This window comes from Nocardia sp. NPDC051463, from assembly GCF_040681975.1.
In the GTDB taxonomy this organism is placed as follows: domain Bacteria; phylum Actinomycetota; class Actinomycetes; order Mycobacteriales; family Mycobacteriaceae; genus Nocardia.
In genome coordinates this window covers 38266-59974 of record NZ_JBFBAB010000001.1, presented here as the reverse complement: position 1 = coordinate 59974, position 21709 = coordinate 38266, and the positions used below count along the sequence as shown (strand labels likewise).

General features: G+C 65.0%; 20 protein-coding genes and 1 pseudogene. 11 read left to right on the top strand and 10 right to left on the bottom strand.

Going from position 1 to position 21709, the window contains the following annotated elements; translation table 11 throughout:
- Window positions 1-121: 121 nt before the first annotated feature.
- The 6 genes and pseudogenes from AB0M74_RS00290 to AB0M74_RS00265 form a co-directional block, all read right to left on the bottom strand.
- A complete protein-coding gene (locus tag AB0M74_RS00290; protein WP_364901889.1) occupies window positions 122-454 on the bottom strand; it encodes a recombinase family protein in 333 nt (110 codons plus the stop codon).
- 5 nt (window positions 455-459) lie between these two features.
- Entirely contained in the window at window positions 460-1989 is a 1530-nt protein-coding gene (locus tag AB0M74_RS00285) for a S1 RNA-binding domain-containing protein (RefSeq protein ID WP_364899956.1), read from the bottom strand.
- A 1-nt stretch (window position 1990) separates the two neighbouring features.
- Complete coding sequence (locus AB0M74_RS00280; RefSeq protein ID WP_364899954.1) at window positions 1991-2596, bottom strand: recombinase family protein; 606 nt, start codon at window positions 2594-2596, stop codon at window positions 1991-1993.
- A gap of 163 nt (window positions 2597-2759) precedes the next feature.
- A pseudogene (locus tag AB0M74_RS00275) lies at window positions 2760-2970 on the bottom strand (DUF4158 domain-containing protein); the annotation flags it as partial.
- Window positions 2971-3152: 182 nt separating this feature from the next.
- A complete protein-coding gene (locus AB0M74_RS00270) occupies window positions 3153-5099 on the bottom strand; it encodes a glycoside hydrolase family 15 protein (protein ID WP_364899953.1) in 1947 nt (648 codons plus the stop codon).
- Window positions 5100-5458: 359 nt separating this feature from the next.
- Complete coding sequence (locus tag AB0M74_RS00265) at window positions 5459-5689, bottom strand: hypothetical protein (protein ID WP_364899951.1); 231 nt, start codon at window positions 5687-5689, stop codon at window positions 5459-5461.
- 531 nt (window positions 5690-6220) lie between these two features.
- Between AB0M74_RS00265 and AB0M74_RS00260 the strand changes: the two genes are divergently transcribed.
- The 5 genes from AB0M74_RS00260 (at window position 6221) to AB0M74_RS00240 (ending at window position 10916) form a co-directional block, all read left to right on the top strand.
- Window positions 6221-6973 (top strand): GntR family transcriptional regulator, encoded by a 753-nt coding sequence (locus AB0M74_RS00260; protein WP_364899949.1) that lies wholly within the window; start codon window positions 6221-6223, stop codon window positions 6971-6973.
- Window positions 6970-7701 carry a hypothetical protein gene (locus tag AB0M74_RS00255; protein ID WP_364899947.1) on the top strand — a complete coding sequence of 244 codons (732 nt, stop codon included), beginning with the start codon at window positions 6970-6972 and terminating at the stop codon, window positions 7699-7701. Before AB0M74_RS00260 ends, AB0M74_RS00255 begins: the two co-directional genes overlap by 4 nt.
- A gap of 277 nt (window positions 7702-7978) precedes the next feature.
- A complete protein-coding gene (locus AB0M74_RS00250) occupies window positions 7979-8893 on the top strand; it encodes an SDR family NAD(P)-dependent oxidoreductase (RefSeq protein WP_364899945.1) in 915 nt (304 codons plus the stop codon).
- 85 nt (window positions 8894-8978) lie between these two features.
- Window positions 8979-9446 (top strand): hypothetical protein, encoded by a 468-nt coding sequence (locus tag AB0M74_RS00245; RefSeq protein WP_364899943.1) that lies wholly within the window; start codon window positions 8979-8981, stop codon window positions 9444-9446.
- Window positions 9447-9509: 63 nt separating this feature from the next.
- The gene (locus AB0M74_RS00240) at window positions 9510-10916 is read left to right on the top strand and encodes a selenium-binding protein SBP56-related protein (RefSeq protein WP_364899942.1); all 1407 of its coding nucleotides are present in this window, start codon (window positions 9510-9512) and stop codon (window positions 10914-10916) included.
- 336 nt (window positions 10917-11252) lie between these two features.
- On the opposite strand, the gene AB0M74_RS00235 is transcribed toward AB0M74_RS00240, so the two are convergent.
- From AB0M74_RS00235 to AB0M74_RS00225, 3 genes are all read right to left on the bottom strand, one after another.
- Window positions 11253-12146, bottom strand: a complete 894-nt coding sequence (locus AB0M74_RS00235) for a class I SAM-dependent methyltransferase (protein ID WP_364899940.1) — start codon at window positions 12144-12146, stop codon at window positions 11253-11255.
- 417 nt (window positions 12147-12563) lie between these two features.
- Window positions 12564-13037 carry a nucleoside deaminase gene (locus AB0M74_RS00230; protein WP_364899938.1) on the bottom strand — a complete coding sequence of 158 codons (474 nt, stop codon included), beginning with the start codon at window positions 13035-13037 and terminating at the stop codon, window positions 12564-12566.
- 14 nt (window positions 13038-13051) lie between these two features.
- Window positions 13052-13828, bottom strand: coding sequence for an ankyrin repeat domain-containing protein (locus AB0M74_RS00225; protein ID WP_364899936.1), 777 nt, complete (start codon window positions 13826-13828; stop codon window positions 13052-13054).
- A gap of 106 nt (window positions 13829-13934) precedes the next feature.
- On the opposite strand from AB0M74_RS00225, the gene cynR reads away from it, so the two are divergent.
- The 6 genes from cynR to AB0M74_RS00195 all read left to right on the top strand — a co-directional run bounded on the left by cynR (window position 13935) and on the right by AB0M74_RS00195 (window position 18899).
- Complete coding sequence (gene cynR, locus AB0M74_RS00220; RefSeq protein WP_364899934.1) at window positions 13935-14819, top strand: transcriptional regulator CynR; 885 nt, start codon at window positions 13935-13937, stop codon at window positions 14817-14819.
- Window positions 14820-14957: 138 nt separating this feature from the next.
- Entirely contained in the window at window positions 14958-15548 is a 591-nt protein-coding gene (locus AB0M74_RS00215; RefSeq protein ID WP_364899933.1) for a carbonic anhydrase, read from the top strand.
- A gap of 107 nt (window positions 15549-15655) precedes the next feature.
- Window positions 15656-16126: a cyanase gene (gene cynS / locus AB0M74_RS00210; RefSeq protein WP_364899931.1), complete on the top strand. Its 471-nt coding sequence runs from the start codon at window positions 15656-15658 to the stop codon at window positions 16124-16126.
- A 146-nt stretch (window positions 16127-16272) separates the two neighbouring features.
- A complete protein-coding gene (locus AB0M74_RS00205) occupies window positions 16273-16773 on the top strand; it encodes a nucleoside deaminase (protein ID WP_364899929.1) in 501 nt (166 codons plus the stop codon).
- A gap of 143 nt (window positions 16774-16916) precedes the next feature.
- Window positions 16917-17477 carry a heme-binding protein gene (locus tag AB0M74_RS00200; protein WP_364899927.1) on the top strand — a complete coding sequence of 187 codons (561 nt, stop codon included), beginning with the start codon at window positions 16917-16919 and terminating at the stop codon, window positions 17475-17477.
- A gap of 354 nt (window positions 17478-17831) precedes the next feature.
- Window positions 17832-18899, top strand: a complete 1068-nt coding sequence (locus tag AB0M74_RS00195) for a hypothetical protein (protein ID WP_364899925.1) — start codon at window positions 17832-17834, stop codon at window positions 18897-18899.
- Between the two features lie 1257 nt (window positions 18900-20156).
- Here AB0M74_RS00195 and AB0M74_RS00190 read toward each other — a convergent pair.
- The gene (locus AB0M74_RS00190) at window positions 20157-21569 is read right to left on the bottom strand and encodes a PQQ-binding-like beta-propeller repeat protein (RefSeq protein ID WP_364899923.1); all 1413 of its coding nucleotides are present in this window, start codon (window positions 21567-21569) and stop codon (window positions 20157-20159) included.
- Window positions 21570-21709: the final 140 nt, after the last annotated feature.

The following is a 21709-nucleotide window of genomic DNA, read 5'->3' as shown; positions in this document are numbered from 1 at the left end:
TCCCCGACGAGGAGCAAACGCGTCTCACCATGGATCACCGCCGTACGGACCGCACCCAGAGTTGTTGGTCTACAGCCTTTTTCGGCCCTACACAGTATTGACACCTGTGGGACTGCCCCGTCTATCGCCACCGCCCCCGACACGTTTCGGTCCGAAGCCTCGACACGCCGGTTCCCCGAGCAGTGAGACCGAACCGCCCACATTTGTGCGCCCGGATCGGGGTCCCGGTCCAGTTGGACCTGCCGGGGGCCGAGTTCGGGTTTCTGGTCACCGGTACGTCCGCGGGAGCAGGCTGCGGCCAGGCCGTCGCCCGGCGCTCCGACATCAGAACGTGTTCGAATTCGGCTATGGCACCGAGGATTTGGAAGAATATGCGACCGACGGCGGTGGAGGTGTCGATGCCCTGATCCAGCGCCATCAGGTCCACACCGCGATCCCGAACTGCCTTGGACAGCTCGATCAGGTGCTCGAGGGACCGGCCGAGCCGGTCGAGCAGGTGGCTGCAACGGCCTGTTTGAGTGACAGGGTGATTCGGCGGCGTTTCAAGTCGACGTCGATGACTTTCACGTGGAGATCGTCGCCGACTTGCACGATGCCTTCGGGCTTGTCCACGTGTCCCGCGGCCAGTTCGGTGTTGTGTACCAGTCCTTCGAAGCCGTCTGGGCGGTCCTCGATGCGGACGAACGCGCCGAACGGCACGAGCTTGGTGACGCGACCGCGGACGATCTGGCCGACCTGCTGGACGATCTGCGGCATGGGATCCTCTTGCAACGCTTTGAGCGACAGAGCCACACGTTCACACACCGTGTCGACGTCGAGGATCTGTGTGGTGATCTCCTGGCCGACGGTGAGGATCGCGGAGGGGTGGCTGACGGGTCGCCAGGACAGTTCCGGGATGTTGATCATCGCGGTGAAGCCGCCGATGTCGACGAACGTCACCCCGAAGCTGGCGATCTCACTGACGGTGCCGTTGATGACCTGGCCTGGGTGCAAGGTCTTCAACAATGCCCAGTTGCGGTCGCTGGGGGTGAGTTCGGTCCTCCACCGGGCTCGCAGGACGCCGTCCCTGTCGGGTAGGACGGCGGTGAACAGGGGGTGGCGTTCGTCGACGTACAGGGAAATCGCGGTTGCGGCACGTGCGCCGGTGACCTGCGCTGCCAGTTCAGTGAACTGGGTCTCGTCGGCAATGACGCTGGTGATCTGTCCGTGTTCGTCCTCCCAGACGAGTTCGATCGAGCCTTCGGCGGGGAGAGCCGCAAGGACCTCGTCGACGTCGGTCGACAAGTCGGGCCAGACGGTGAGTAGAGCACGAGGGGTGAGTTCTGCGCGTACCGCGTCCACAGTGTCGCTGGTGAGTCGGTGCCAACGCGACGCGTTGAGGATGTATCCCTCTTCCAAGAGGACAGCTTGGTGTGTGGCGATGCACCACCGCAGCCGAGCCCAGAAAATGTCGTCGGCGGGTCGCTGTTCGCCGGGCTCGGCGTCGAAAACCGCATCGTAGGGGGATGCCTCGAGCCGTTCGGGAAACAATCCCAGTGCGCGGGTACGGGACAGCGCCCTTTCACAGGGCTGGTTGGTGCCGACGTAGAGGTACTGGTCCCACCCGACGTGCACGGCGAACACGTCCTCTACCTCCAGACGGCATGAGGCGCCGTTGTCGCGAAGCATTGCCCGGATCAGTTCCAGGCCAACGGCCACCGGCACCGGCGCGCCGTCGTGGAAACCGGTGAGATCGGTCGGGAAGAGCCCGGCCAGACCGTGGCCTTCGATAGTCGGCTCCAGGCCGAAGTGGACGAGGCCGGTGATCTGCGGTTCTCGTATGGCCAGCTGATCGACGCCGGTGTCTTCGGTGAAGGCGGCCACCGCCTGCAGGTAAGCAGCTTCGATCGGCCCGTGGTCACTGAGCGCGTCCTCGGCGCCGGTATAGCTGCCATACTCGTCGCGGTCGGCGGGGTCGTATTTGGTGACCCGGTAGGTGTAGGGCAGCACGTCACTGCCCTGCCCTGGTAGACGAGGAAACCGTGGACTTCTGGCGTTCCAGGACCCGATAGACCGTCGCGCGGCTCACGGAGAACAGGTCGGCGAGATCGGCGATGGTGTGCTCGCCGGAACGGTGCTGTTGCAGCAAATGGGACTGCTGGCGGACCGAAAGCTTAGGCTGCCTGTCTTTCAGCTTGCCCTGTGCCTTCGCAACGGCCATCCCCTCGCGTGTGCGCATCCGCACCAGGTCGACCTCGAATTCGGCGAAGGTGGCCAGGATGTTGAAGAACATCTTGCCCATCGGGTCTGTCGGGTCGTAGATGGTGCCGCCCAACGACAGCTTCACACCGCGTGCGACCGGGGAGTCGCCGATCTCGCGGGCGTCGGGCACCGAACGGGCGAGCCGGTCGAGTTTGGGGACGACCAGGAAGTCGCCGGCCGGGACGGCCGCGAGAGCTTGGTCGAGACCTGGCCGGGCGCGGCGAGTGCCGGTCAGGCCATGGTCGAGGTTGATCCGATCTTCGGCGACTGCGAGCCCACACAGGATCTGTCGCTGCGCAGTAAGGTCCTGCTCGTCGGTGGAGCATCGAGCGTAGCCGATGAGGGTTGCAGTCACGCGGGAAGCGTACGGTAAGCACCCCCGCATCGGACAGATCAGCGGACACCCTTAATGAGACGGCATCTCGCCTGGTCGGCACATCCAGACGAAGGTCCTCCCGCGTGTCCGCTGAAGGTCAACCGTCGGCTCGAACAAAGCCACTGAAGGACCTCGCCTGGGGTTCGGCCAGCCGTGCCACCTCCACCGGCGGCGCAGCGGCCACTTTGTCGGCACGAACCCCAACCACGGCAGCGCACACAGTGTCACCGACAGGCCGAGCCGCTCCTCCGGTCCGCGCCCCGGCGTCAGGAACGCGATATCGGCTGGGTGAGCGTGAAAAACCGGAACAATTCCTCACGGCTGATATTCGGAAACTCCCGCAGACGCGCCAACTCCTAGTCCGCGAACACCTGAATCGCCACGAAACCCGTCCTCCAGCAGGCCGATCAACCTCATCGGCAGCCAGCCGATCACCAATTACGATGCACCGCAGCCCGAACCGGAAGCCCGATCGGCGAACCACACCGTCTCGCGTCGTGTGGTCGAGCCGTTGTTGTCAAGCCGAACGTCTGGGTCAGCGGTGCATATATCCCGGAGTGAATGAGGCATCGCCCAGTCGTGGGGCGATCGATTCACCGCCGAGTTCCTGCCGCAGTACGGCTTGTTCGTCCTGAATGACGTGCATTACGGCATTGATCAGCGCGAGGTGGGTGAACGCCTGGGGATAGTTGCCCCAGTGCCTGCCAGTTCGGGGGTCGATCTCCTCGGCGTAGAGTCCCAGCGGGCTGGCGTAGGCAATCAGTTTCTCGCACAGCTGCTTGGCTCGTTCCTTTTCGCCGATCTCCGACAGCGCCGAGACCAGCCAGAACGAGCAGATCGTGAAAGCGCCTTCTTCCCCTGCGCATCCATCGTCGGTTTCAGTGACGCGGTACCGCAACACGAGGCCGTCCTCGGTCAGTTCGTCGGCGATGGCCAACACCGTGTTGCGTACCCGATCGTCGTCAGCGGGCAGGAAACGAACCAGCGGGATGAGCAGAGTCGACGCATCCAGCGCCGTGCTGCCGTAGTACTGGGTGAACACCTGCCGGGAGTCGACCGCATGGGCGCAGACATCGGCGTGGATTTCGTCTGCGGCCTGTTGCCAGCGATGCGCGCGTTCGAAGTCCTGATGGATGCGGGCCAGCCGGGCGCCACGATCGGCAGCAACCCAACACATGACCTTGCTGGAGGTGAAGTGTTGGGGCTCCCCGCGTACTTCCCAGATGCCATGGTCGGGCTCGCGCCAGTAGGTGAGAGCGCTTTTGACCGCCCGCCCCAGCAGCGGCCAGGCTCGTGCGTCGATTTGGTCTTGGTTGCGTGCGTAGAGATAGACCGCATCCAGCGCAGCGCCCCATACATCGTGCTGGCGTTGCTGGTACGCGCCGTTGCCGATGCGCACAGGGCCGGCATTTTCGTAGCCACGCAAGTGGGGGAGGGTCCGCTCGGTGAGATCGGTTTCGCCGCCGATGCCGTAGACAATCTGCATATCCCGGACGTCTTCGGTCAAGCTGATGATGTAGGAGAAGAAGTCGTTCGCCTCCCAGCTGAAGCCCAGTGTGTACAGGCCCCACAGCGCGAAGGCGGAGTCGCGTATCCAGGAGTAGCGATAGTCCCAATTGCGTTGTCCGCCTGGGGTTTCGGGTAGTGACGTGGTGGCCGCGGCGCTGATTGCGCCGGTGGGGGCGAAGGTCAGGCCCTTGAGGGTCAACGCGCTGCGGGTGAGCTGGGCAGTCCATGGATGGTCCGGAAACCGCCCGCCGGCCAGCCAGTGCCGCCAATGATGGATCGTCTGCAGCAGCCGTTCATCGGCTTCCTCAACGGCACGGGGGGCATCACGACTACCCCAGGAGAGCGCGCAGAAGCGTGTGTCGCCCGCCTTCAACAAGGTGCGCGAAAGCGCGTGCGTCCCTTCCAGTCCCAAGCGCATGTCGGTGCTCAGCGTCAGCTGTAGATCGATCCCGTCAGCGCTGGCCTGCGCGAGGTGGTAGCTGTCGAGGTACTCCCAGTGAGCGCGATGCCTGCCGTAGCCGAAGGACGGCTGACAGTCGAGTCCGAACTGGACCTGCCCAGTCTCACAGTGCACCGTCCGCAGCAGAATGTGCTCGGCGTCGTAGTCGGTGGGGGTTCGACGATGGGCACTACGGCCGGGTGTCTGGTGCCGCCAGGGCCCGACCAACAGCACATCGCGAACCGTCGCCCACCCTTCGCCACTGCGCCAACTCGTTTCCATGACCATCGTCCCGGGGACATAACGGCGATCGGTGGGCACCATGAAGTCGGCAGGAGCGAATCGAAACGAACCAGCGGAACGATCGAGGATGGCGGCAAAGACACTGGGAGAATCCATGCGGGGCAGACACATCCACTCGATGGCTCCACTGGGGGCGATAAGTGCAGTGACCTCACAGTCGGAGATGAATCCGTAGTCGTCGATGCGCGGGAATGCCGTAAGCCGCGGCGCGTGTTCGGTCTCGTCGTCCATGTGTCGCTCCATGGTCGTCTCTGCGCTGATGTCCGGCCGGCTATTCCCAGCGATTGCCTGGTGAACCGCCTACTGTCGCGACCGGACTGCGAGCCGATCAGGACATGACCGATGTGCCGTACCTGAACAGCCCACCACCTTGCCGGTCCTGTCGGCAAGCCCGGCGTGCGCCGCGACTGATGAGTGAGGTCCCCTGAGTGCAACCGCATCGCCGACGGGAAGCAGTCCGAACGGCTGAACATCGCATAGGAAGACCTTGCCCATGCAGCGGGTGGGTATTTCGACGACTGGTTCGACGGCATCGAGACAGAGCGCGCCCTGCGCCCTGGCCGAGCCGGAACGGTCGGCACTCGGCGACGTTATGCGAATACCTGCTGTTCGGTCACCAAGGGCAGCGGCGGGATGAGTCTCGTCCAGAATTCGTGACGGACCGCATCCCACAACCTCGCCAGTTCCGGAAGGAGTTCTCGCGCTTGCGCGAGATCCGGGTAGTTACTGGGGCAGAAGGAGGCTACCGGAGCGTCATATGCGTTGTGCACGGCGACAATTGCGATCAGATGATGCTGAACGAAGCGCCACGTCACACGCATTCCGTCAACTTCCGTTCGGCGCATCTCATCCATCTTCGAGATCCCGTCGTCGTGCGCTTACCTTGTGCATTTGGCGACCACCAGCAACCGGCTGCGCTCGACGGTCCGGGATGCACCGCCGGAGGTGCGGACTAAGACAGGTCGGGTCTTCGGACATAGGGCATTCCTGCTTCGATCGTGACGTCGGCGCGTCGAGGTGTCCGGTGGGGCAGTTCACACTGCAATAACATAAGACATTAGATTTCATAGTTCAATGCTTTTCTCCGTAAATATCGCATTAAGTCTCACTGATTAAGAAACGACTTGTTTTGAATCGTATGACCAGTTTGATGCCCTGACGCCCACCTGTGTCGCCGCACCTATGCCGAGGCGGTCGATGGTCGTTCTTCGCGTCCACTACCCATCGCCTGATGATTGCCAGGGTGATCCCGAGGGCCGCAACAGCAGAAGCGTACCTCTAACTTCATAGTTCATATTTCAAGTGTTATTGGGCTAGAATCGTGTCACATCCCCGCCACCCGAGGAGTTGCGTTGCCCCATCAGGAGAGGGCCGGACTGACCGCCCTCGGCGCCGTGCTGTCACCACTCGAGGGCGGCGGTCCGAAAACCGAGGCTGTGGTGCAGCGGTTGTCTGCTGCGATCAGCCTCGGTGTGATGGCCGACGGCCAGCAATTGCCGAGCGAGACCGATCTAGCCAATCAGTTGGGCGTATCGACGATGACCCTGCGGGAGGCGCTGGTCGTACTTCGGCAGCAGGGCATCGTGCACACCAAGCGTGGGCGCGGAGGTGGCAGCTTCATCAGCGCTTCGGCGGAGGTCTTCGAGAACACCTCGCAGGCGCGGTTGCAACAGATGAGCATCCAGGAGCTGCGCGACCTGGGGGACGAGCAATTCGCCGTCGCCGGAGCGGTTGCTGTGTTCGCCGCGCGCCGTGGGGTGCGGGCCGATATAGTCCGGCTCCGCAGCCTGACCGACCGGCTGAAGGACAGCACCGAACTCGTCTCCGCCCGCCGCGCCGACAGCCGCTTCCATATCGAGATGGCGGTCTGCGCGCAGTCCACCCGGTTGACCCGCGCCGAAGTCGGTCTGCAGGCCGAGCTCTCCGCCTTGCTCTGGCTGCCTCGGCTGAAACTGGACCCGGCGGCCGAGGCGGCCACCCATCGTGACCTGGTGGACGCGATCGAACGAGAAGACGATGCCCAGGCCAGAGAACTGGCAGAATCACAGACAGAATCACGCATCCGCCGCCTCGTCGCCCTACGCTTGGAGCTCAGTGATCGATGAGGGATACCGATAGCTTTCCAGCCTCGACGACCATCGAGTCGCTCGCTGATTTCGTCGCAAAATTAACCGACGAGATCTACCTGTCGCTGGCAACCATCGGAACCGCGCTGACAACCCTGTGGGATGGTCTCAGCGAGAAGCTGCGGTCTGCCCCCGAGTCGACCGATCTGGCGCCGTTGCGTGAGACCATTGCCGGCGAGCTCGAGCGGCGCGGAAAGCTGTTCAACGGCGCCGGCGTAGTGATGGCCGACGGCGTCCTCGCTGATCGCCCCCGCCACCTGGAATGGTGGCTTCCGGAGGCGCAACGGCTGCTGTTGGATTTGAATCCCGATAGTGAATATTTCTACGACTACACCGGAATGGACTGGTTCACGGTTCCGCGCGAGCAGGGTCGGCGATGGGTACAGGGGCCGCACCTCGATTACGCGTGCTCCGCCGAGTATGTCTGCACATTCTCGATACCGGTCACGTCCACATCCGGAATATTCCTCGGGATCGCCGGTGCCGATGTGCCGGTTGCCGTGATCGAGGAGGTCTTGCTTCCGCGATTCCAGGCATTCGGTCGGCGGGTAGTGCTGGTCAACGACGACGGCCGCGTCGTTATGGGAACCGATCCCGAATTCACGACCGGATCCAGGACGAGCCGGATGGACAAATCCGCTGTCGCAGTCCCGATCGAGGCAATGCCTTGGTCATTGCATCCGCTGGGATCCGTTGCATCCCAATGACATTGCAGAACACCGAGAGGGGTTCCAGTAGCAATGGCGCAAAACAACGGATATGACGAGGCCCCTCCGAGCCTGAAAGCGTTGGTACCCGAACCGTCGATTCCCTTGCCGGCCTGATCAACGGTGCCGACGACCTGGGCGATCCGCCGCGCGCGCGTGCGTGGCAGTTGTCGCCCCTTGCGCAACCGCACCGAGAGCGCAACGGTGGGAATACAAGTCTCGTCCCCGCCAGGCTCGTCGGATGAATCGACGGACCGACCGATCTTTGGGAGGAAATATGGCGAACAGGTGGACAGAGCAAGACATACCAGTCCAGAGGGGCCGACTGGCGATCGTCACCGGCGCCAACAGTGGACTCGGGTTCGAGGCCGCACGAGCGCTCGCGGCACACGGCGCATCGGTGGTGTTGGCGGTGCGGGATGTGGACAAGGGTAAATATGCCGCAGATCGGATTGCCGACGTTGTCCCAGGCGCGGACACCACCGTCCAACAGCTCGATCTGACCTCGCTGAAATCCGTGCGCAATGCTGCCGAGCAGCTCAGGTCCGCGTATTCCACGATCGATCTGTTGGTCAACAACGCTGGGGTGATGTACCCGCCGAGGCAGATCACCAGCGACGGGTTCGAGCTGCAATTCGGTACGAATCACTTGGGGCACTTCGCCCTCACCGGGCTGTTGCTCGAGAGGATGCTGCCGGTACCGGGCTCGCGGGTCGTTACGGTCAGCAGCGTCGGCCATCGCATCCGGGCGCGGATCAACTTCGACGATTTGCAGGGGGAACGGTCCTACAACCGAGTGGCGGCGTACGGCCAGTCCAAGCTGGCGAATCTGATGTTCACCTACGAGCTGCAACGTCGCCTGTCCGGCATCGGCAAGACGATCGCGGTCGCGGCGCACCCCGGTGCCGCCAACACCGACTTGATGCGCAACATGCCTGCTGCGCTCCGCGCGCTCATGCCTGTGGTCGCGCCCATCGCCACGCAGAGCCCAGCGATGGGCGCCCTGTCGATACTCCGCGCCGCCACCGACCCCGATGTGCTCGGCGGCCAGTACTACGGACCGGGTGGATTCTTGGAGACCCGCGGCTACCCGAAAGTCGTCGATTCGAGTTCACAATCGCACGACGTGGCGATTCAGCAACGCTTGTGGACGGTCTCGGAGAAATTGACCGGAGTGACGTTCCCCGTCTGATCGCGGCCGCTGCCGTCGCTCTGCGGCAGGAACGTCGTCGACGAACGAACACCAGCACGTCACCGCCGAAGACAAAGGAGCAAACATGTCCACCATTCACTTCAAGGAGACAACGAACTCGACGCCCGAACAGTTTGTCGCCGCGCTCACCGACTTCGGGCCCGGCCGCGCACAACTGTTCGGCAACAGCACCGACGAATACCTCGAGGTGCACGCCAGGGGTCTCGGCGAGGCCGACGTCACGGAGGGCTCGCACGGCATCTGGGAACGCCTGCACTACGACTGGTCGGACCCCAACCGCGTGGTCATGACGACCACCGACTCCAACGTGTGGGGCGGCCACTCGGGCCATACCTACACCTTCGCACGCCGGCCGGACGGGACGACCGATGTGGATGTTGTCGTGGTGCGCGAGGGCAAGAACCTCCGGGGACGGGTACTCGGCGTAGTGGTCGGAACCGTCGGCAAAGGCGTCTTGAAACATGCGCTCGACAAGACCGTCAAGGCCGTCGAAGCCCGGAACAACGGCAAGGGAACGGCGACAGGCTCGTAACCGGACCCGCCAGATCGGGCGAGGTGTGTGGGTCTGCGCCTATCGACATGAAGGAGGCTGGAAATGAATCGCTCAGACATGGACCCGACCTTCTATCGGAGCGCAGCGGAGGCGGCGGCCGCGCTACCGGAGCAGCTCGCGTACGTTGTTGCGTTCGACCCCGCGGCGCAGCAGCCGGATGCGCTGTCAGTAGTCGATGTCGATCCGGGCTCGGCCACCTACAGCCAGGTGGTGGGCTGGACCGAGGTGCCCCACCTGGGCAACGAGCTGCACCATTTCGGCTGGAATGCTTGCAGCAGCGCGCTGAAGCACGAGGGCCACCACATCGAGGGTCTGGCTCGGCGGTACCTGATCGTGCCGGGTCTGCGCTCGTCACGCCTGTACGTGTTCGATACCCAGCCCGACCCACGCCAGCCCACCCTGTCCAAGATCGTGGACAGCTCCGAGCTCGCAGCGAAGGCTGGGTACTCCCGCCCGCACACGCTGCACTGCGGGCCGGACGGTGTGTTCATGACCTGCCTCGGTGGGGCAGACGGATCGGACGGGCCGGGCGGGATCGCGCTGCTCGATCACGCTACGTTCGATGTGCTGCGGCAATGGGAGACCGATAGAGGGCCGCAGTACCTCGCGTACGACGCCTGGTGGCATCTCAACCAGAACACGCTGATCAGCAGCGAGTGGGGCACCCCGTCCATGATCGAGGACGGGCTGAATCCGGAGCTGCTGCTGGCCAACAAGTACGGCCACGCGATCCACTTCTGGGACCTCGCCGCCGGTCGGCACCAGCAGCGGATCGATCTCGGCGCGCAATACCAGATGGCACTCGAGCTGCGACCTTCGCACGATCCGGAGGCCACCTGGGGGTTCGTCGGCGTCGTGATCTCGACCGAGGATTTGTCGGCCTCCGTGTGGCGTTGGCACCGCGATGGTAGCGAGTGGGCGGTCGACAAGGTGATCACCATCCCGGCGGAGCCAGCTGATCCCGACCTGCTGCCGCCGGCACTGAAACCGTTCGGCGCGGTGCCGCCGTTGGTCACCGACATCGACCTATCGGTCGACGACGCATACCTCTACGTCTCGTGCTGGGGAACCGGGGAGCTCCAGCAGTTCGATGTGCGCGATCCGGCTAACCCGAAACAGACCGGTTCGGTCCGGCTCGGCGGGATCGTAGGACGCACCCCCCACCCTGCCGCACCGAACCAGCCGCTCGCCGGCGGCCCCCAGATGGTCGAGATCAGCCGTAACGGTCGGCGGGTCTTCCTCACCAACTCGCTCTATGGCGCGTGGGACGACCAGTTCTACCCGGACGGTGTCGGCGCCTGGATGGCCGTGATGCACACCGATCCCGACGGCGGAATGACCATCGATGAGTCGTTCTTCCCGCACGACAAGGACTTTCGGGGTCTGCGTGTGCACCAGGTGCGCCTCCAGGGCGGCGACGCCTCCTCCGACTCCTACTGCTACCGGTAGTCGGGTCGGGCGCAGACCACTGATCAACCGCTTACGCCCGGTCGGCGAATTCCGCGCACGTCGGACACACGGGGGTAATTGCCAGAAATAGCTATGCCCGATGTAGTCCACCGATGCGCCAGTCCGGGACACTGCCATCGGTCGCGAACCCGCTGTGTAGCGCAGCTGCGCGCTCGTCCGCGATCGCGCTGCGCCGCGGCCGTAGGCGGCACACTCGGCACCGCCACCGGGGTGACGTCGGTCGAATGCAGGGTGTGCGCGATCCGTCTCGCCGCGATGGTGCCGAGCGGCGCGAACAGCAGGATGCCGCTCGCGCTGTGCTGAACCGGCGTTGAATCAGGACGGCCTGATAGCTGTCAGATATCGCGTGCTTTCCAACATTTGCGCCAGCGACTCAGGGACCGTTGGCATGGGACGGTCGTAGCGGGCGGCCAGTTCCTGCAAGTGCAGGCTCGATGTAGTCCAGCCATCCGCGGTGAGCAATTCAGCAGGATCCGTGCGGTCGTCGGTATAGAACAGCGACGCGAGGTCGACCTTGCCGAACGGGGTGCCCTGCAGGTATTCCGACTGCTGCTCGGCGATGCGGCCCACATCGACGTTATTGTCGATGGTCTCCGCCGCCACCCTGCTACCCGGTGCGGAAAGCTGACCGATTCGCGCGAACAGGGCATCCTGTGCGGCGCCTGGCAGGTAGGGCAGCAACCCTTCTGCCGACCATGCGGTGGGCGAGGTCGGGTCGAAGCCTGCCTCGACAAGCGCCGCGGGCCAGTCGTCGCGCAGGTCAACGGCCACCTCACGCCGGTCCGACTTCGGTGCGGTGCCCGATTCGGTGAGCACCTGATGTTTGAACTCGAGCACTTTGGGCTGGTCGATCTCGAACACGATCTCGCCCGCCGGCCAATCCAGCCGGTAGGCCCTGACATCGAGCCCAGCGGCCAGGATCACTGCCTGGGTTACCCCGGCCGTCGCCGCAGACAGGAAGAATTCGTCAAAGAATCTACTGCGATATCCGATGAAGCCAGAGGTGAGCGGGATCTGCGCCCACAACGTCGGATCGGTGATCAGTCGGTTCATATCCGAATCGCCGGATGCCACCACGAACAGGGCAGCGTACTCGTCATGGACAAGGGCATCCGGTTGTTTCGTCTCGATCGCCCGCGCGGCCGCGACGCCGAGCGCGGTCATGCCGACGCTGCTCACGATGTCCCAGGTATCGCCTTCGGTACGCATAATGCTTTCCTCGAAGTGTCCTGAATGCCATGGCTGACAAATCGGAATCCGGGGTTGCGCTCGAGCAACGTAAGGCGGAGCCCTCTTGTCGGCGTGGCAAATATGCCGCTGTCGATGGGTAGAGCTACCGACGAACTCGATCATAACGACCGAATGGAATTCCGACCTGGAAGTAGCCGCCCGTCGTGAATACGTCAGGGCTGGTGGCCGGTCGCACGGAACGCTGGAAGTCGAGCCGAAGCACAGGGCGCACCCACTTGCCGGGCTCCCTTGCCGCCGAACCTTCGACCGAGGTCGACCAAGAGTCGGACGAGCTGGAAGACGCACTGACAGAAGGGAAGACCTCAATCGTACGATCGGAAATCGGTCGGCCCGGTCGAAGAGGATGGCGAGGGACTGTCGATGGCGCTGTTGGCGTCATGGATTCGCGGCGGCGTGTCGCCGGAACGGCGCGAGTGCCTCGTCGTCCAGGTTCGGGCCGCAGACAGTGACCGCGGCGTCGCTGGACCCGATGACCTCGGCGCAGCGCAGGCCGAATCGCGGGTGCCCGCCGATGATCGCGGTGAAATCCGGCTCGGCGGCGCCGAACACGACGCGAGCGATCCCGGCCCAGACGACTGCCGCGGCGCACATCGGGCATGGCTCGCCACTGGCATAGATCGCGGCCCCGTCCAGCTGCGCGGCGCGCCCGGCCTTGATCGCGGCCGTGATCGCGACCAGCTCGGCGTGGGCGGTGACGATGCTCGTACTGGCTACCTCGTTGCGCCCCTCGGCGATCGTGGCCCCGCCGGCGGCCACGATCACGGCACCGAACTGGCGGTTGCCCTCGCGACCGGCGTGTTCTGCGAGCGCGATCGCCCGCAGCAGATGGGCTTGCTCGCCCGTGATCATCGCGTCTCCTTCTCTCATGGGCGGCCGCGCAGAATCGAGACGATCGCAGTCTGGCCACTGCGCTGCGCGTTGTCGAGCACGGTGCGTCCGGCTCCATCGCGGATCGACGGGTCGGCGCCTGCGTCGAGCAGGGTGGTCACGACCTGCTGGTATCGCTCGGATCCATCTCCGTAGACGATCGCCTCGTGCAGGGCGGTCCAGCGCGGTGTGTTGATGTGGTTGACGTCGACGCCTGCCTTGATCAACCTCCGGACGGTGGCGAGGTAGCCGTGTTCGCTCGCCGGGATCAGCGCCGTTCCCCCGTAGCGGTTCATGCTGCGCAGGTCGGCGCCGTGGCGCAGTGTCATCTCGAGGATGTCGTCGAGGCCCTCGGCGCCAGCATAAAGGTAGGCCGAGTCCTGGAGGTCGTCCTTGGCGTTGACGTCGGCGCCGGCGCCGATCAACGCCTGCGCCGCGGCGGCGGCCCGGTTCTTCGTGGCCGCGATCAGTGGGGTGCGCTCGTGATCGCCTCGGGTCTCGATGTCGGCCCCGCGGGCAATCAACTCTCGCACGGTCGCGGCGTCGTCGGCCGCCGCCGCCCGCAGCAGCTGCGGGTCGAGGGCCGGATCGCGAGGGGCTCGGGTCAGTGCAGGCTCGGGGACGGGAGCAGTCGGGGTGTCCGTGGTCGGCGCCTGCGGGGTTTCCGCTGCCGTCTGTGCGGCGGGGGAAGTGGCCGTGCACGCCGCGGCTGCGAGGGACAACGCCGCGAATGCGCTCGCGGCCAACGCGCTTCGGAGGGGACGCTGGTTCACCTGAGAACTCCTGACTGGTTGCTGATCTCCAGAGTGCCCAGCGCGCGAGATAGAGTCCAAGACTTACTTCCCCTCATCATGATAGAGCGCATCTATAGTGGTGGCCATGGAGCTGCGCCATATCCGGTATCTGTTGGCGGTCGCCGATCATGGCAACTTCACCCGCGCGGCCGAGGCGTTGCACGTATCTCAACCGACCCTCTCGCAGCAGGTCAGGCAAGCCGAGCGAGCGCTGGGGGTGCAGCTGCTCGACCGGTCCGGCCGCACCGTACGCCTCACCGAGGCCGGCGCGGCGTACGCGCATCACGCCCGTCTCGCGCTGCGCGACCTCGACGCCGGCGAGCGCGCTATCCAGGACGTGCAGGACCTCTCCCGAGGGCACCTGCGGGTGGCGATGACACCGACCATCACCGCCTACCTCATCGGCCCGCTGGTGCACCAGTTCCACGCAGCGCACCCTGGCGTGACCCTCACCGTTGTGGAGACCACCCAAGACCGGATCGAGGCGGACCTGCTCGCCGACCGCGTCGATCTCGGCATCGCCTTCACCGGCACCCACGCCGCCGGGATCGAGAACATCGCGCTGTTCACCGAGAACCTCAGCCTGGTGGTCGGATCTGCCCACGCCCTTGCTGTGCGATCGGAGCCACTACCGGTCCAGCAGCTCGTGGACCATCCACTGGCGCTGCTCAGTCGCGACTTCGCGACCCGGTCTCACATCGACGATTACTTCGATGACTGTGAGATCACGCCGAGCATCACGGTCGAAGCCAACTCCATCGGCGCGCTGGTCGAGTTCGTTCGGCGAGGATCGCTCGCCACCGTCCTGCCCGACGCCATCACGCACGCTCATCCCGACCTGCTGCCCGTCGCCCTAGCGCCCGCGTTGCCCACCCGGACGGTGGAACTCCTGCGTCGCAGCAGCGCCTACCACTCAGCGGCCGCCCGCGCATTCACCGCGACCGCCCAGGCCGCCGCACGGTCGACCTAGCGGTATCGGCCGCCCCCGACGGCTATAGATGCAGCCAATCATTGCAATGAAAAGTAAGTATTGGACTCTATAGCGACAGGTTGTGCATGGTGGATCTCGTCAGTCCATCCCGGCCAAGCGCCCCGAAGGGAGCGATCCATGCACGACCTCGCCGCCGGTGTCACGCACTTTCAACGCGATGTCTTCCCCGCCAAGGCGCAGCTGTTCGCCCGCCTCGCCACTACCCACCGCCCCGAGACACTGTTCATCGGCTGCTCGGACGCGCGCGTGGTCCCGGAGTTGATCACCCACAGCGAGCCGGGTGAGCTGTTCGTGATCCGCACTGCGGGAAACCTCGTCCCCGCCTACACACTCATCGCTGATGGCGTCGGGGCGAGCATCGAGTACGCCGTTGGCGTGCTGAGGGTTGCCCGCATCGTGGTGTGCGGCCACTCTGGCTGCGGGGCGATGACCGCGCTGGCGGAACGCCACGACCTGAGCGCAACGCCGACGATCGCCCAGTGGCTACGTCACGCGGACACCGCCGTCGCCCAGGCCGCTGACGACGCCGTTGCGGCGCTCGTGCGTGCGAATGTCCTCGCACAGCTGGCCAACCTGGCCACTCACCCCTCGGTTGCCCACGCGGTCGCCGCCGGCATCGCGACCGTCGAGGGATGGGTGTTCGACATCGGCACCGGCGCGATCACCGTCATCGACGACGCCGGAGCAGACAGTGTGCTCGCTGCTTGATCTCCCGTCTCGGGTCCCGCGCGTATGCCGCCCGGGACCTCCCCACTGCGCCGATACCTCCCGACCACCGGCAAAGCCGGAATTCGACCCGAAAGGAACCACACATCATGGTGCACGCACAGTTCGACCCCACCGCCCGCCAGGCACTGGCCGCCGCAGCGGTGGACGCCAAGACGAGGAAGGACCTCACCTGGCAGGAGCTCGCGGATGCCGCCGGCCTGTCGGTTGCGTTCGTGACCGCCGCTGTCCTCGGCCAGCACGCCCTGCCCGAGAAGAGCGCCGCGGCGGTCGCCGACCTGCTCGGCCTGGGCGGCGACGCGGCGATGCTGCTGCAGACCATCCCGACCCGCGGGTCGATCCCCGGTGGGGTCCCGACCGATCCGACGATCTACCGCTTCTACGAGATGCTGCAGGTCTACGGCACCACCCTCAAGGCCCTGGTCCACGAGCAGTTCGGGGACGGCATCATCAGCGCGATCAACTTCAAGCTCGATGTGAAGAAGGTCGCCGACCCCGAGGGCGGCGAGCGCGCCGTCATCACTCTGGACGGAAAGTACCTGCCGACGAAGCCGTTCTGACAACACCAGTCGCCAAGCCTTCGACCTCGAAGGTCCGGGCCCTGCGCCGGAGAGGCGCAGCCGCGCCACAGCGATTGGCGGACATCCCTCCCCGGTCCGGCCTTCACGGGCGGTCGGTGGCCTGAAACGCAGTACGAGGAAAACTCATGGATTTCGCACAACACACCATCGACCTCGCGCGCCGCAACGTCGCCGAGGGCGGCCGCCCCTTCGCTACCGTCATCGTCAAGCACGGCCAGATCCTGGCGGAGAGCCCGAACAGGGTCGCCCAGACCAACGATCCCACCGCGCACGCGGAGATCCTCGCCATCCGTGAGGCCTGCACCAAGCTCGGTACCGAACACCTGACCGGCACCACCATCTACATCCTCGCCCTGCCCTGCCCCATGTGCCTGGGCGCGCTCTACTACTGCTCACCCGACGAGGTCGTCTTCCTCACCACCCGCGACGCCTACGAACCGCACTACGTCGACGACCGAAAGTACTTCGAACTCAACACCTTCTACGACGAGGTCGCCAAGCCCTGGGATCAGCGACGCCTACCCATGCGCCACGAACCCCGCGACGAAGCGGTCGAGGTCTACCGCCTCTGGCAAGAGACCAACGGCGGCGAGCGACGCGTCGTGGGCGCCCCCACCGCCACCTGACCCCTCACCTACTACCCCCTTGCCTATGCCGCCCGAACAGCCCGTCGACAGCAACCGGCGTGGGATGGCCGGCGTCAACCAGTAGGTGGCCATCGTGGCACCTGCCGGCCGCCATCGATGCCCTACCACAGGAGAACGCAAACATGGACATACACAAGAAAACGAGCAAGCGCGCCCGCGCCGTCGTCGGCGGAACGCTCGTCGCCGCCATCGCTGCTGGCACCATCGGCGTATGGGCTGGAGGCAGCGCGGCCGCGCCACCGGCGCCGGCGCCGGCAGGCAAGGTCGAGCCGGCCGGCCTGCGGCAGACCGATCACCTCACCGTGGCCGCCGCCACCGAGGCCGCGCAGGCCGCGCTCGCCGCCGCGAGCCAGGAGAACCAGCGGGTCAGCGTCACAATCGTCGACCGTGACGGCAACACCATCGTGCTGCTGCGCGGCGATGGCGCGGGACCACAGTCCTACGAGGCCGCGGAGCGGAAGGCCTTCACCGCCGCATCCTGGAACGCGTCGACCTCCCAGTTGGCCGAGCGTCTGGACCAGGCCCCGCATCTGGCCGATATTCCCGGCACCCTGTTCCTGGGGGGCGGTGTCCCGGTGGTCACCGAAGGCGCACCGATCGCCGGCATCGGGGTCGCGGGTGCGCCCAGCGGTGACCTGGACGAGAAATTCGCGCGGACCGGTGTGGCAGCACTCGGCGACTGAGGTCGAGCGTGGCACGGCGCCGGAGCCGAAGTGCCCATCGCTCTCAATCAGGCCTGCAGCCCCCGCGATTGTGAGGGCTCGAGTCGGATGTCAGCCAAGGCTGGGCACGTTCGCGATCGGTATTCACCGATGCACAGCTTGATGATCTTGTTCTGGCCATCGGCAGTACTACTTCATTTCCGTATAGCCATCGCATCATCACAGGTCAGCCCTCGTTTTCTCCGGGCTTTCTTGTCTGTGGGGTATTCGGGAAGTCGGGGGGGTATTCCCCGCGCGAGGGCACCACGAAGCGGTGCCCTCACAGCACTTGCGATGCACCGTCGTTATACGGAACTCGAGAAGAGGGAGGCTTGCATGAGCACAGCAGCTATCGCTATCGAGGCCATCACCACGGTGGCGGGTACCGGCACCGAGGGCTACAGCGGCGACAACCAGCCCGCGATCGACGCCGACCTTGACACCCCGGAGGGTGTCGCGGTGGACGGGGCGGGCAACCTCTACATCGCCGAACGCTACAACCATCGGGTGCGGAGGGTGGATCATGCCACCGGGGTCATCACCACGGTGGCAGGTACCGGCACCAGCGGCTACAACGGCGACAACCAGCCCGCCATCGACGCCGACCTCAACTACCCGGAGGGTGTGGCGGTGGACGGGGCGGGCAACCTCTACATCGTCGACCGCGTCAACTATCGGGTGCGGAGGGTGGATCATGCTACCGGGGTTATCACCACGGTGGCGAGTACCGGCACCGGCGGCTACAACGGCGACAACCAGCCCGCCATCGACGCCGAACTCGACGTCCCGGAGGGTGTGGCGGTGGACGGGGCGGGCAACCTCTACATCGCCGACCTCCACAACCAGCGGGTGCGGAAGGTGGATCCAGCCGGGGGCATCACCACGGTGGCGGGTACCGGCACCGAGGGCTACAACGGCGACAACCAGCCCGCCATCGACGGCGAACTCGACGTCCCGGAGGGTGTGGCGGTGAACGGGGCGGGCAACCTCTATATCGCCGACACCATCAACCATCGGGTGCGGAGTGTGGAGGCTGTCGTCTTCTCAGTTGTTCAGGATCCACCGGATCCGGTGGTGATGACGGCGGGGGTGACCACGCAACTCGAGTTCACGGTGTCGGCGAACACCACGGTTACCGCCGGTCAGACCATCACCCTCGATTTCCCTTCAGGCGTCGGTCTGGCGCCGAGCGGTATCGTCCGCTATCGCTGCCCCAACACCGGCATCGACACTCCGCTGCCGGTCACGGTCGGCCCCGACGGGGCAGTGAGCGTCACCGCGCCGGAGATCACCGCCTCGACGGCATGCTTCTACACCACCGACGTCCAGGCCTCGACGATCCCCGAGGGCACCGTCTCCATCGGCGGCACCACCCAGCCGATCCACTTCCGCATCAACCTGTAGAAACATCTGGTGTAAGCGGTGCGGGGTCCGGACGGGTGGATCACGATCATCGGGTCCGCCCGGCCGGGCAACGTCGTGAAGACGAAGAACAATTCGGGGTCGGGTGGTGTGACATCGAGGACGGTCGCGTCTATGCCGCGACCGTCCTTCACCCTGAAGACCTCGCACCTCATCAATGGCTAGGCCGAGTCAGGGCCTGCCCGAGGGTCGGGGGAGGTGTCGCATCCAACAACCTCACCCCGACAGCGGAGTCGACCGAAGCCCCTGCTCGCCCGCCAGCGGTTACAACCGCACGGGGTGAGTCTCGACCGTGCAGTAGCTGGCTTCGACCCCCACCCCGGTCCACGCATCGATCGCGCTCGGCGAATACTCGTCGTCCCTCGTGCTCGCATATCGAGCGGGCGTGCGTGTTCAGCGCCGCACATGGGCGGACGCCCGCGCCTAGTTCTTGACCGCAGTCACGTGGTGGGAACTGGGCGTCGGAGCACTCCTGCGGGTCGAATTCGATCCAGAACCACGGCACCGTGGTCATCCGCGATTTCCTACCACCGGCACCAATGTCGAACGCCGACCGCGATGATCTCAGAGCTGATCAGCGTCTACCACTCGATAATCGGCTATTACCGATCGCTCTCCAGGTGCTCACTCGACGAGTACCTGCGAGCCTTCCGCGACTACTTGTTCGGAACTCGCCCCGAGCCGATCTATCCTCCCGACAGCGAACGGCTTTCACCCGACGCAACCACGACTTCCCGAGGACGAGTGAAACCCTCTGGGGGCCAGGACGTCCCGCGATTGCCGCTGGGCGCGCGACTGAGCAGTGCGGAACGCGCCGCGGATTGAGACATCCGCTAAGACCATGTCTAATGTCGCTGATTTCGCCTTCACGAGGGGGCACTGCGGAAGTAAGACGCATGATCGGGGTCCGAGACAGGCGACCGGCCCTTCGTATCGTTCCGGACTTGTCGATACGGCTCGCATGCGGCAAGCCAGCGCACCAAGGTTCCTCCGCGGCCGCTCAGCGTTCGTGACGGAAGAAGGCGCCGAGCCGGTCGAGTGGGATGGCATTGTTCCCAGTCGCCTCGAACGTTTCCTTCCAGGGGCTTTCGAGGTGGATGCTGTCCCGCGCAGCCGGGGTGGCAAGACTGCCGTAGGTATCCCAGGTGGTGGCCTTGGACCGACCGACCCGGCTACCCGGCGCTTGCGGTCGCCGACTGAATTTGCCGATGAAGGCTGCCGCCGAACGTTCGAGTCACATTATGCTGCAGCGTATCCGGTGAATTCACGCGCGGTCACGGTGACCATGCGACCGCCCATCGCCCGCACCTGCGAGTGGACTCTGGGATCACCACTGGGCGGCAACAGCATCGACCACACCGGAGTTCCGTCGACGCCATCGATCGCCTGCACGGTGACACCGTCGGTCAAGATGAGATGGGTTGCGTCGGTGATGCCGTCATAGCTTGTGAATTTCGTGGCGTGTTCGAACGGCGAGGGCCGCTGCCAGATTCGATGCCCGTCGGTGAGATCGAGCCCGGAAAGCGTTGTGCCATCGAGTGATCGGATGATCACGGTATCTCGCACCACACCCTCGATCGCGTCCTTGCGCCCGGCTGTGTCGTCGATGCCGATCTCGGGGTTTGTCCACAGGACTCGGCCTGTCGTGCGCTCGTAGGCACTCTCGCCGGTCAGGATCGGCAGTGGCGACGCGGTGGCGACCGGGTACCACTCGAGCATGAAGCTGGCATTGGCGACCTCGGTGATGCGGTGTCCGTCGCGGCCGAGCAACGCGACCTTTCCCGCGGTGCCGCTGCGATCGATCACCTGCGAGGCGATCATGCCGCCGTCGAAGACATAGCCGACCGGTCCGGTGAAAAGCGGCTCGCCAGTGCGCAAATCGTAGACACGAATGTTGCCGTAGCGCCCGTACCGGAAGTAGTCCGGTGCGCTGATGACGGGTATGACCGGCTCTCCGGGAACCACTGTCGGAAACGTCTTACGCCAGCTCGCGGCGATATCTGAGACGGTTCCTCGCGTGAAGACAGCGGTCTGCCAATCCGCGGTTCGCCCCGCCACCGTGACGACACCGTCGCGAGCACCGACCTGCTCCACCTCGAAATCAGTGATGTGGTCGGTGAGTACCGTGCCCGTCGCGCTGTCGACGATCAGGACCCGATGGGTGTCCCAACAGCTCAGCAGGCCCTGAAACACCCGTTCGGCGCAGCTGGCGATCGCGCCGACATCGATTGTCCAGTGCGGCTTTCCGGTATCGGGGTCGATACCGTGCAGTCGCACCGCGCTGACCGGCTGCCCGACCCCGCCACCCGCGCTGTCCGGCACCGCGGTGGCCGCCACGATCGTGGTCCCGGCATCCATCGGCGTGCCGTTTCCGTAGTAGACGTTCAGACTGTGCGGCGCGGACAGTAGAACAGCGCCGGGGTCAGTGGACAGATCGGCGGCGCGCAGCGTCCAGCGAGGAGTGGGTGCGGAACCTAGAGTGGGCTCGATACGAAACTTGCCGCCCACCACCGGCGTTGCCTGCTGGGACTGCCGTGGTGATCGGTCCGCCCATACGACCGCAGCGACACCCACCACGACGGCCACGACCAGCACCGCGATCCAACTTCGACGCCTGTTCGGACCGGTGAACCACTGTGCAGCCGTGTTCATGCGGAGAGGTCTCCTTCATACATCTATCTGGACGAGGCACTGGCCGAACTGTGCGAATCTGCAAGGTATCAGCCATCGTTGAAGGGTGGCGATCGCGAGGACGACCCATCGCTGGTGATTTCCCATAGCTCGAAGATCAA

Excerpts from the sequence above, each read along its gene's own strand:
- AB0M74_RS00200 (WP_364899927.1), top strand. The coding sequence starts at position 16,917 with ATGGACATACACAAGAAAACGAGCAAGCGCGCCCGCGCCGTCGTCGGC.
- AB0M74_RS00205 (WP_364899929.1), top strand. The coding sequence starts at position 16,273 with ATGGATTTCGCACAACACACCATCGACCTCGCGCGCCGCAACGTCGCC.
- AB0M74_RS00230 (WP_364899938.1), bottom strand. The coding sequence starts at position 13,037 with ATGATCACGGGCGAGCAAGCCCATCTGCTGCGGGCGATCGCGCTCGCA.
- AB0M74_RS00195 (WP_364899925.1), top strand. The coding sequence starts at position 17,832 with ATGAGCACAGCAGCTATCGCTATCGAGGCCATCACCACGGTGGCGGGT.
- AB0M74_RS00215 (WP_364899933.1), top strand. The coding sequence starts at position 14,958 with ATGCACGACCTCGCCGCCGGTGTCACGCACTTTCAACGCGATGTCTTC.
- AB0M74_RS00190 (WP_364899923.1), bottom strand. The coding sequence starts at position 21,569 with ATGAACACGGCTGCACAGTGGTTCACCGGTCCGAACAGGCGTCGAAGT.
- AB0M74_RS00250 (WP_364899945.1), top strand. The coding sequence starts at position 7,979 with ATGGCGAACAGGTGGACAGAGCAAGACATACCAGTCCAGAGGGGCCGA.
- cynR (WP_364899934.1), top strand. The coding sequence starts at position 13,935 with ATGGAGCTGCGCCATATCCGGTATCTGTTGGCGGTCGCCGATCATGGC.
- AB0M74_RS00245 (WP_364899943.1), top strand. The coding sequence starts at position 8,979 with ATGTCCACCATTCACTTCAAGGAGACAACGAACTCGACGCCCGAACAG.
- AB0M74_RS00240 (WP_364899942.1), top strand. The coding sequence starts at position 9,510 with ATGAATCGCTCAGACATGGACCCGACCTTCTATCGGAGCGCAGCGGAG.
- AB0M74_RS00265 (WP_364899951.1), bottom strand. The coding sequence starts at position 5,689 with ATGCGTGTGACGTGGCGCTTCGTTCAGCATCATCTGATCGCAATTGTC.
- AB0M74_RS00235 (WP_364899940.1), bottom strand. The coding sequence starts at position 12,146 with ATGCGTACCGAAGGCGATACCTGGGACATCGTGAGCAGCGTCGGCATG.
- AB0M74_RS00270 (WP_364899953.1), bottom strand. The coding sequence starts at position 5,099 with ATGGACGACGAGACCGAACACGCGCCGCGGCTTACGGCATTCCCGCGC.
- AB0M74_RS00255 (WP_364899947.1), top strand. The coding sequence starts at position 6,970 with ATGAGGGATACCGATAGCTTTCCAGCCTCGACGACCATCGAGTCGCTC.
- cynS (WP_364899931.1), top strand. The coding sequence starts at position 15,656 with ATGGTGCACGCACAGTTCGACCCCACCGCCCGCCAGGCACTGGCCGCC.